Source organism: Candidatus Limnocylindria bacterium, from assembly GCA_036523395.1.
Lineage (GTDB): Bacteria > Chloroflexota > Limnocylindria > P2-11E > P2-11E > CF-39.
Genome location: DATDEH010000041.1, coordinates 21,934 through 32,635 on the forward strand (window position 1 = coordinate 21,934; position 10,702 = coordinate 32,635).

Sequence of the window (10,702 nt, forward strand, 5' to 3'; positions counted from 1 at the left end):
TCGCGGCCACTAGGAGTACCGGATCCGCGGATCGAGGACGCCGTACAGGACGTCCGCGACCAGGTTGAACAGGACGACCAGCGTCGCGAAGATCAAGAGGATCGCGGCGACCACAGGCGTGTCGCCCTGACCGATCGAACGCACTAGGAGCTCGCCGATCCCGGGCACGCGGAAGATCTGCTCGGTCACGATCGCGCCGCCGAACACGGCCGGTATCCCAAGAGCGACCAGCGTCACGACCGGGATGAGGCTATTGCGGAGGACGTGACGTAGCACGACCAGACGTTCCTTGAGACCTTTCGCGCGTGCCGTTCGGACGTAGTCGAGCGGCAGGTGCTCGAGCATCTCCGCGCGCGTATAGCGCGCGATCGTCGCGGTGTCGAAGAGCGCGAGCACGGTGATCGGCATGATCGACTGGCGTATCTGATCGCCCAGCGTGGACAGGCTCGTGATCTTCAGCGTCGAGTCGTAGATGAACGGCAGCCAGTGCAGCTTCACGCTGAAGATGATGATCAAGAGCAGACCCGTGAAGAACGTCGGCACCGAGAAGCCGATGAACGCGAAGGTGGTCGACAGATGGTCGAACACCGAATAGCGCCGCACGGCCGAGATCATCCCGATCGGGACCGCAAGCAGCACGCCGATCACGTACGCGACGCCGACGACCGCGAGGGTGTTCGGCAGCCGCTGCCAGATGAGATCCATGACCGGCGAGCGGCTCATGAACGAGTACCCGAAGTCGAGGTGCGCGATCGCGATGACCCACTTCACGTAACGGACGTGCCATGGCTGGTTGAGACCGAGCGACTCACGGATCCGCTCGCGGACCTCCGGCGGCACCCGCGGATCAGCCCCAAACGATGCGAGTGGATCGGTCGGCGCCAGCGCGAGGATCGCGTAGACGACGAAGCTGATGACGATGAGCGTCGGAATGGCGATGAGGAGCCGCCTCAGTACGTACCTACCCACTCGTTAACCCCTCACGCCTTCCGGCCTCGAGGATCGGGTAGCGCGGTGGAGGTCTTCCACCGCACCACCCTACCCCGTTCCTAGCCTGTGAAGGCTACTTGCCGAAGTTCTGGACCGCGTACATCTCGGAGTCCCAGCCCGTCGGAACGACGTTCTTCAGGGTGTTTGAGATACCCGAGGTCACCTGCGTGCGTGTCACGACCGGGATGATCACGACGTCCAAGATGAGGATGTCGTTCGCCTGCTTGAAGAGGGCGGCCCGCTTGGCCGGGTCCTTCTCCGTGCGCAGCTGATCGATGACCGTGTCGTACGCCGGGTTCTGATAGCGGTTGTAGTTCGCGGAGTTCCAGTTGTTCGCGCTACCCGTCGCCTGCTTGCTGGTCCAGCCGTTGAGGTAGTTCGTGAAGTCCGGGTCACTGTTGTTCGTGAACATCTCGACGTCGGCCCAGAAGTGGTTCGCACCATCGGGCGAGGTGTTGGTGAAGAAGACGTCAGCAGGAACTGACTTGAGCTCGACCTTGAAGCCGGCCTTCTCCCAGTTCTGCTTCATGATGTCCTGCGTCTTCTGCCGCACCGCGTTGACCGTGGTCTGGTAGACGATGTTCAGCTTGATGCCGCCCTTGGCGCGCACGTTGTCCGCGCCGAGCTTCCACCCAGCGTCGTCCAACAGCTTGCCCGCCGCGGTCGTGTCGAACTTATTGCAGAAGTCGGTCGTGGCCGTGGACTCGAAGTCCGGCACGCCGGTCACGATGTTGCAGCCCGCCTTGCCGGCGAGGCCGTCACCGTAGATCTGCTGCGCGACGGTCTTGCGGTCGGTCGCCATCGCCAGCGCGGTCCGGACGGTCTTGCCATCCGGCCCGTTGAAGAACGGGTGCTTGGTGTCGGGCTCACCGCGCTTGGCCCCGAGCGATGCGCTCGGGTCCGAGAAGTTGAGCATGATGCGCTCGACGCTCGAGCCATAGACGGTGAGCAGCTTGCCCTTCGTGCTGGTGTCGGCCATCGGCTTGAGGATGCCGGCCTCGACCTGAAGGTTCCACGCGTAGTCGACGTCGCCGGTCTGGAAGACCGCGCGCGCGGCTGACGGCGCGTCGCCGCCACCCTTGAAGGTGACGCTCTTGAAGTACGGCTTGGTCGGCTCGCGGAACTGGTCGTTCATCTTGTAGGTGACGACGTCACCCGACTTGAAGGTGTCGACCACGTACGGCCCGGTGCCGATCGGCTTGAGGTTGCCGGGCGCGTCCTTGAGCTTCTCGCCCTGGAACGCTTCGAACTGCTTCTTCTGAAGGATGTAGCAGCAGGTGCCGACGCCCCACTGGTAGATGTTCGGGTTCGGGGCGGCGTAGGTCACGACGACGGTGTTGGCGTCCTTCGCTACGACGGACTTCACACCCTCGGCCGCGTCCGACGTCGACACCGCCGTCTTCGGGTCCGCCATCAGGGAGAACGTGAACGCGACGTCGTCTGCGGTGAAGGCGGATCCATCGGACCACTTCACACCCTGCTTCAGCTTCCAGGTAACGGCCGTGAGGTCGGCGGACACGCCACCGTTCGCGACCGTCGGGATCTCCGCCGCAAGACCGTTCGCGAGCGGCTTCGCGTCAGGACCGTACGAAGCGAGCGGCTCGGTCACGAGTCGCGCGGCGTCGCTGTCCTTGGTGCCCGTCGCCAGGTGCGCGTTGAGGATCGTTGGCGCCTGCCAGTAGAGGATCTTCAGGTCATCGCCCGCGCCGCGCTTCGCAGCCGCGACGGTCGCCGACGGAGCGACTGTTCCCGATGCCGCAGGCGGTGTCGTTGACTGCCCACAGGCCGCAAGTGTCATAGTCGCGGCGGCCACAACAGCCGTCGCGCGTCGCCATTGGTTGGTCATTCCTTGTTCGTACCTCCCACGCCTTCTCGCAATCCCGCATCGCGGAACGACCCGCGATGTTCCGCAGGCTACCCTCGTACCACTTTTAGAGCAAGGCGGTTCGGTCTGGACTTGGCCCTAGGCGCGGATGGTGGCGCCGAGTTGGTGCAGCACGCGGCCCTCGATCCGCTTCAGGGTGCGGTCGACATCGGCCTCGGTCAGCGTGCTGTCAGGCGACCTCAGGACGAGGCGGACGGCGAAGGACTTCTTGCCCGCGCCGACCTGCGGCCCGCGATAGACGTCCAGGAGGGTGATGGACTCGACCAAAGCTTTGCCGGCAGCCCGAATGGCCTCGTCGACCGTCGAGTAGGCCGTCGCCTCGTCCACGACCAGGGCGAGATCGCGGATGGCCGCGGGGTAACGTGACGGTGGGGTAACGCTCGTCGGGGCAACGCGCTCGAGCAGCGCGGCAACGTCGAGCTCCGCGACGAACGTCTCCGCCGGAAGCTCCCAGAGGTCCGCGACGCGCGGATCGAGCTGTCCCCAGGTGACGACATCTCGGTCGGGCGAGCCGCGTCGCTCCGAGCGTCCGGGGTGAAGACCTGGTGCGCCCGGCTGCGCAGCACCGGGTTCGGCGATGCGCAGCTTCGCAAGAGCCCCGCTGATGACGGCCTTCATGTCGCCGACATCGGCATCGCGGGCCGGAGCGACCCAGCTATCCGGCTGTGCTTCGCCCGCAATGACGACGGCCGCGATCGAACGCTCCTCGGGCAGATCGTTCTTGCGCGGTAGATAGACAGGCGCGATCTCGAAGATGCCGACGCCACCCTGGTGTCGAAGGTTGCGCCGCGTGGTGTCGAGCATGCTCGGTCGCAGCGTCGGCCGGGCCACCGATTGCGACACAGTCGTTGGGTTCTGGATGCGCAGCGGCTCCGGTGCGATGGGCGACCCGTCGGCAGTGAGACGGCCGAGCCACGCCGGATCGATAAGCGAATACGACACCGTCTCCTGCAGACCCATGCCGATGAGCGCGTCGCGGAGACGCTCGCGGAACTCCTCCAGTGGGTGCGGCTCGACGAGAGGAAGGGGCCCGTCGGGCAGGTGCACCGGAAGACGGTCATAACCGACGATACGCGCGACCTCCTCGATGAGGTCCTCGGGTATCTCGATGTCCGTGCGGACCGCAGGGGGTCGGGCGACGAGCGCGTCGTCGGCCTGCGTGGCAGCGAAACCGAGGCGCTGGAGCGCCCCGATCGCTTCGTCGCGGGTGACTTCCATGCCGAGATGACGCGCGAACTTGGCGAACGGGATGCGGACCTCGCTCTGGGGGCGCGGACGCGGATATCGATCGACGGTGCCGGTGTGCTTTGCGCCGGCGTGCTCTCGCAAGAGCGCGATGGCTCGCGCCAGCGCGATCGGCACGAGGTCCGGACTGAGCTGCCACGAAAAACGCCGGGCGGCCGCACTCCCGGACGACCCGCGCAGGCCGAGCTTCGTCGACGTCGGACCGATGCTTCGCGGATCGAACGACGCGCACTCGAGTGCGACCGTGGTCGTGTCGGGGCGGATCTCCGAGTCCTCGCCGCCCATGATCCCGGCGATGCCGAGGCTGCGCTCTTCGTCGGCGATGACGAGCGTGCCTTCAGGCAACGCGCGGTCGACGCCGTCGAGCGTCTTCAGGTGCTCGCCCTGGCGGGCCTGCCGCGCCACGAGCGCGCCGCCCTTGACTTGACGCAGGTCGTACGCGTGAAGCGGCTGCCCGAGCTCGAGCATCACGTAGTTGGTGATGTCGACGACGTTCGAGATCGGGCGCATGCCCGCGGCGATGAGGCGTTGCTGCATCCACACGGGCGACGGGCCGATATGGATGTTGTCGAGGCGCGCGGCGGCAAATCTCGGGCACGCGACCGCGTCCTCGATGCGGACATCGAGACCTTTCGGTGCGTCCTTGCCGAGCGGGTCGCCCGCGGGCTCCCGCAGCTTCTGGTCGAGCAGCGCGGAGACCTCGCGCGCGATGCCGACGATTCCCAGGCAGTCGGGTCGGTTCGGCTGCACCTCGAGGAGCAGCACGGTCTCGCCCAACACCTCGGACAGCGGTGCACCAACGCGGAGCTTGTCGTCGAGGAGAAGGATGCCGTCATGGTCCTCGCCGATGCCGAGCTCCTTCTCCGACATGACCATGCCCTCGCTCTTGATCCCGCGCACGTCCTTCGGCTTCATGACCGCGCTCTCGCCGGTGTGCCCATCGATGTACCGCGCGCCGATCTCGCCGTAGGCGACGATCGCGCCAGGCTTCAGGTTCGTCGCGCCGGTGACGACCTGCTTCCGGCGACCGTCGCCGTACTCGACCGTCGCGAGCTGCAGCTTGTCGGCGTTGGGATGCTTCGCGAGCTCCGCGACGCGACCGACCCAGATCTTGTCCCACGCCTTCCGCTCGATGCCCTTCAACTCGGTGCCGGACATGTGGAGACGGTGCCCGAGATCGTCGACCGGGACGGTCACGTCGACGTACTCGCGCAGCCACGACAGCGGCACCCGGATCAGCATCTAGAAGCTCTCCAGGAAGCGAAGGTCGTTCTGTGAGAACAGACGGATGTCGGGCGTGCCGGACATCACCATGGCGAGTCGCTCTATCCCGCCGCCGAACGCGAAGCCCTGATAGCGCTCGGGGTCGTATCCCACGCGCCGCAGAACGTCTGGATGGACCATGCCGCAGCCCGCGGCTTCGATCCAGCCGTCGCCACCGCAGGTATGGCACTGCGGGTCCTTGCCTTCACAGATCACGCATGAGAAGGCGATCTCGGCTGAGGGTTCAGTGAACGGGAAGTAGTCCGGCCGGAAACGCAGATTGCTCTTGGTGCCGAAGATCTGCCGCGCGAACGAGTAGAGGACGCCCTTCAGGTCGGCCATCGTCAGCTTCTCGTCGATGGCGAGTCCCTCGTACTGGTGAAGGATGCTCTCGTGGATCGCGTCGGTCGCCTCGTACCGGTAACAGCGGCCCGGGATGATGACGCGGATGGGCGGCTTGCGCTGCTCCATGATCCGGACCTGCATCGGTGAGGTGTGGGTCCGCCCGAGCAGCGGCTTCGTGGGGTCGTCGCCGAGCGGATTCGACACCCACAGCGTGTCCCACTTCTCGCGCGCGGGATGCCCCGGCGGGATGTTGAGCGCTTCGAAGTTGTAGTAGTCGGTCTCGATCTCGGGCCCCTCGACCGTCTCGAAGCCCATCGTCGCGAAGACGCGCGAAACCTCGCGGATCGTCGCGGTCACCGGATGCAGGCGTCCGATGCGGACGGGCCGGCCGGGGAGCGAGAGGTCGACGCGGTCCCGAAGGCCGCTGTCGATCGACGCGCTGTGGAGCGCTGTGCCGCGGCTTTCGAGCGCGGCCTCGATGCGCGCCTTCGCTTCGTTCACCGCTGCGCCGTAGGCTGGCTTGTCCTTCGCCGCGAGCGTCGCGATCTGTTTGGTCGCCTGCGTGACCTCGCCGTCTTTGCGACCGAGGTACTTCACTCGCGCCGACTCGAGCGCGGCATCATCCACGGCAGTGGCGATCTCCGCCACCGCGCGGTCCGCCAGCGTTCTTAGGTCCTGCGGCCCCGCCATATCTCTCCCAAACAAGAAAGCCCGCGCTCGCTCGTGTGCTCTCGCACACCGGGACGAAGGCGGGCCTCCGCGGTACCACCCGATCTCCCACCGGCACGCGGCCGATGGACACTCGTGGGGAGCGCTATCGGGCTCCACCCGGATGCGCTTTTCTGCGCATCGGCTCCGGAGCGAATTCCCGCGTTCCGTGTCGCTGCGGGCTTTCAGTCACGACCCGCATTCCCTGTGCGACGTTTACGCGGTACTGGTCTCCCTCGACGCCTCTATGAGCTGGCTCTGTCGGCTTTCTTCGTGTTCACCAAGTCGAGATAGTGCCGGAACACCTTTGGATCGCGGACTGCCATGTCCGCGAGGACCTTGCGGTCGAGCTGGACGCCCGCGCTCCGCATGGCGGCCATGAGCCGGCTATACGAGACGCCGGACTCGCGCGACGCCGCGTTGATGCGTGCGATCCAGAGCGAGCGGAACTGCGTCTTCCGCTTGCGGCGATCGCGGTAGGCGTAGTTCAGCGCGTGGAGCGCGGCCTCGCGCGCAGGACGGACGAGCTTGTGTTTCGCCCCGCGGCGGCCTTCTGCGGCGCTCAGGAGCTTCTTGTGCTTCTTGTGGGCGGCGACCCCGCGCTTTATCCGTGTCATGCCTTCTCCTACTTCCCTACGAGGTGCGGCAGCATCTTGCGGATCAGCCTCAGGTCCCCGCGGGCCACGAGCGCCTTGCCGGCGTGCGCCCGCTTCCGGCGGGGCGACTTGTGCGCGTTGAGGTGGCCCTTGTACGCCTTCATGCGCATGAGCTTGCCGCGCCCGCTCGCAACGAAGCGCTTCTTGGCGCCGCTATGGCTCTTGATCTTGGGCACGACGGGATGGCCTCCTCGCGCGAAGTGTGAACGCGAATTGTACCGGTTAGTTCGTTCGCTTACGAGGCGCGGCGCTCGGCGCGGCAGCCGGTGTGCTCGCGGGCCGCGGAGCGCCTGGTGGTGTGGCGCTCGCACTCTGCGGCGCCGGGGGGGCAGTCGGCTTCGGCGCGGAAGCAGGAGCCGCCGCGGCAGGCCGTGGTGCCGGAGCTGGAGCGGCAGCCGCGGGTCTCGGTGCCGCCGCGGCCAGAGGAGCGGCGGGCTTTGGTACGGGAGCGCCTGCGGCGGGTGGCGGTGGTGTCGTGGTCCCGGGCGCCGGCGCTGTGGGCGCGCCCTGTGCGTCGCGACGAACGGGGTTCATGACCATGATCATCGAGCGGCCCTCGAGAAGGGGCATGCGCTCGACTATCCCGTGGTCTTTCAAGCGGTCGGCGACCTGCAACAGGAGCACCCGGCCGCGATCGGGGTGCGCGAGCTCGCGGCCACGGAAGCGAACGGTGACTTTGAGCTTGTCGCCCTCGTCGAGGAACTTCGACGCGGACTTGATCTTCGTCTCGATGTCGTGCTCGTCGATCTTCGGCGTGATCCGGATCTCTTTCCAGGTCACCGAGCGCTGGCGCTTCTTCGCTTCCTTCGCCTTCTGCTGCTCGGCATAGCGGTACTTGCCGAAGTCGAGGATGCGGGCGACCGGCGGCGTCGAGTTCGGCGCGATCTCGACCAGGTCGTAGCCGAGATCCTGGGCGTGCGCGAGCGCGCGCTGCGTCGGAACGACACCGAGCTGTTCGTTGTTCGGGCCGATCAGGCGCACGGCGGGCACGCGGATACCTTCGTTGATCCGCAGTTCGGGAGCGGCTATACGCGCGCCTCCGCTAAGAGCAGAGGGATTGCCTGCCGGTAGATGAAGTCAACTCGGAAGAGGATATCACCGGGCGAGGAGCGCACGAATGTGGTCGCGAACGGATGGCCAGTCCGTGCGCGTGATCCCATACACGACGCTCGTTCGGATGCGCCCATCGTGCGAGATCCGGTCGTCACGGTGCTCGCCCTCTTTGATCGCGCCCAATCGCTCCATCGCGCGCTGCGACCGATCGTTCAGCTTGTCCGTCTGCAGCCAGACGCGGTGCGCGCCGAGGTCCTCGAAGAGATGGCGTAGCTGCAGGAACTTCGCCTCGGTGTTCGCGACCGTGCGGCGTGCCTCGCGCCCGAGGAAGGTCCATCCGATCTCCGCGGTCTTGTTGCCACGATCGATGTGAAGGAAGCGCGTGCTGCCGATCGGCGCGCCGTCGCTGATGCGGCGCGTAAGGAACGCCACCTGATTGCCGAGGATCTGCTCCTGGAGCGCCGCGTCGATCCAGCGCTCGAGCTCCCCCACCTCGCGCGGCATCGGCACGAGCATGAGGCGCCAGATGTCGGCGTCGTGCGCTACCGGGAAGAGCTCGGCGGCGTGCTCGCGTCGCAGCGGCTCGAGCCGGACGTGCATCCCGGTGAGGGCGACCGGCCGTGGATCGAACGCCGGCCGCGTGCGGCCGACGACATACGCCATCTTCACGTCGTCGGCGAAATGCCCTTTGTCGGTCATGACCCCGTCCCGCTCGACGCCTTCGACCTCGAAGCCCGCCGCCCTGTACGACGCGATCGCGCGGTCGTTGTACGCGAGCACGCTGAGCGAGACGCGGTGGACGCCCAGATCGTCCACCAGGTGTCTGACGAGCAGTCCGAGCGCCTCGCGGCCGAGGCCCTTGCCCCACAGCGCCGGCTCGCCGATCCCGATCCCCACCTCGGCGCTCTTTCCCTTGGGGCGCAGATCGCGGTAGTTGGCCTGGCCGATCGGTCGGCCCTCGTATTCGATCGCGAACACGACGCCGCGGTTCTCGCCGATGACGTCCATCCATTTGCGCGCGGCGTCGTTGTCCGCGAAGCGACCCGGCCGCCGTCCCCACTGGAACCAGGCGAAGTCCGGGTCGTTCGCCCAGCGCACGAGGTGCGGCGCGTCGGCCTGTGTCATCGGTCGCAGCGTGACGCGCTGGCCACGGAGCGTCGGCGCGATCGCCTGTGTCGTTGTCATGCCATCGCGTCGCCCGCACTCGGCTCATGCGCGGCGAAGTCCGCCGGGAGAGCCTTGGTGTCGCGCTCCTTCTTGATGCGCTCGATGAAGTCGTCGAACGCGACGCCCCGATCTTCGTCGCGCGATCCGCGGCGCCGCACCGACACCGTCCCGGCGGCAGCCTCCTTGTCCCCGACGACGAGCATGTAATTCGCTCTGCGGTGCTGCGCTTCCTTGACGCGGTTGCGGAGATCGCCCGCCTGAGAGTCGAGGTGGACGCGGAAGCCGCCGGCGCGGAGCTTCGCGGTGATCTCACGCGCGTACTCGAGCGCCGTCTCGCGGACCGGGATCACCGCCACTTGTTCCCACGCGAGCCAGAGCGGGAAGTTTCCGGCGTAGTGCTCGATGAGACCACCGACGAAGCGCTCGAGGCTGCCGAACAGCACGCGGTGGATCATCACCGCGCGCTCGCGCTGGCCCCTGTCGTTCACGTACGTGACGTCGAAGCGCTCGGGCAGGTTGAGGTCGATCTGCACCGTGGCGCCCTGCCACTCGCGACCGATGGCGTCGTGCACCTTGATGTCGATCTTCGGCGCGTAGAAGACGCCGCCGCCTTCGTCGATCTTGTAGGGGACCTCGCGGATACCGAGGGCGGTCTTGAGGGCGTCCTCCGCCTTGTCCCAGAGCTCATCCGAGCCGAGCCGTTTCTCTGGTCGGGTGGAGAGGTAGATCGATGGGTCCGTGTATCCGAATACGCTGAGGAACTCGAGCGCGAGATCGAAGACCTTCCCGATCTCCTCCTGTGCCTGCTCCCAGGTGCAGAAGATGTGGGAGTCGTCCTGCGTGAAGCCGCGGACGCGGAGCATCCCGTGGAGCGTGCCGCCGCGCTCGTACCGGTACACCGTGCCGAGCTCGCCGATGCGCATGGGCAGCTCGCGGTACGAGTGGATCTTCGACTGGAACACCTTGATGTGGCCCGGGCAGTTCATCGGCTTGATCCAGAAGTTCTGGGTGCCATCGTCGAGCGCGAGCGGACCGTACATGTTCTCGCCGTACTTCTCGAGGTGCCCCGACCGCTGGTAGATCTTCTCGTGCGCGATGTGCGGCGTGTAGACGAGCGTGTAGCCGCGCTCGTGATGGATCTTGCGCCACCACGCCTCGAGCTCCTCGCGCACGACCGACAGGTTTGGCAGCCACAGCACCAGGCCGGACCCCAGCTCCTCGTCGACGCGGAACAGCTCGAGCTCCTTGCCGAGGACCCGGTGGTCGCGCCGCTCGATCTCCTCGAGTCGTTTCAGGTAGGCATCGAGCTGCTTCTGATCCGGCCACACCGTGCCGTAGATGCGCTGGAGCTGCGGATTGCGCTCGTTGCCGCGCCAGTACGCGCCGGCGA

At 66.7% G+C, this 10,702-nt stretch carries 9 protein-coding genes; all 9 read right to left on the reverse strand.

Annotated features, from left to right (window positions below; all coding sequences use genetic code 11):
• Positions 1-9: 9 nt before the first annotated feature.
• Positions 10-969 (reverse strand): ABC transporter permease, encoded by a 960-nt coding sequence (locus tag VI056_04805; protein HEY6202342.1) that lies wholly within the window; start codon positions 967-969, stop codon positions 10-12.
• A gap of 94 nt (positions 970-1,063) precedes the next feature.
• Complete coding sequence (locus VI056_04810) at positions 1,064-2,803, reverse strand: peptide ABC transporter substrate-binding protein (GenBank protein ID HEY6202343.1); 1,740 nt, start codon at positions 2,801-2,803, stop codon at positions 1,064-1,066.
• Between the two features lie 150 nt (positions 2,804-2,953).
• Positions 2,954-5,362 carry a phenylalanine--tRNA ligase subunit beta gene (gene pheT, locus VI056_04815; GenBank protein ID HEY6202344.1) on the reverse strand — a complete coding sequence of 803 codons (2,409 nt, stop codon included), beginning with the start codon at positions 5,360-5,362 and terminating at the stop codon, positions 2,954-2,956.
• Entirely contained in the window at positions 5,363-6,418 is a 1,056-nt protein-coding gene (gene pheS / locus VI056_04820; GenBank protein ID HEY6202345.1) for a phenylalanine--tRNA ligase subunit alpha, read from the reverse strand.
• 263 nt (positions 6,419-6,681) lie between these two features.
• Entirely contained in the window at positions 6,682-7,053 is a 372-nt protein-coding gene (rplT, locus tag VI056_04825; protein ID HEY6202346.1) for a 50S ribosomal protein L20, read from the reverse strand.
• Between the two features lie 8 nt (positions 7,054-7,061).
• A complete protein-coding gene (gene rpmI / locus VI056_04830) occupies positions 7,062-7,268 on the reverse strand; it encodes a 50S ribosomal protein L35 (GenBank protein ID HEY6202347.1) in 207 nt (68 codons plus the stop codon).
• Between the two features lie 46 nt (positions 7,269-7,314).
• Positions 7,315-8,121: a translation initiation factor IF-3 gene (gene infC / locus VI056_04835; protein ID HEY6202348.1), complete on the reverse strand. Its 807-nt coding sequence runs from the start codon at positions 8,119-8,121 to the stop codon at positions 7,315-7,317.
• Between the two features lie 66 nt (positions 8,122-8,187).
• Positions 8,188-9,330, reverse strand: coding sequence for a GNAT family protein (locus tag VI056_04840; GenBank protein ID HEY6202349.1), 1,143 nt, complete (start codon positions 9,328-9,330; stop codon positions 8,188-8,190).
• On the reverse strand, positions 9,327-10,702 hold a 1,376-nt coding region (gene thrS / locus VI056_04845; protein ID HEY6202350.1), incomplete at its 5' end, for a threonine--tRNA ligase. The genes thrS and VI056_04840, both read right to left, overlap by 4 nt.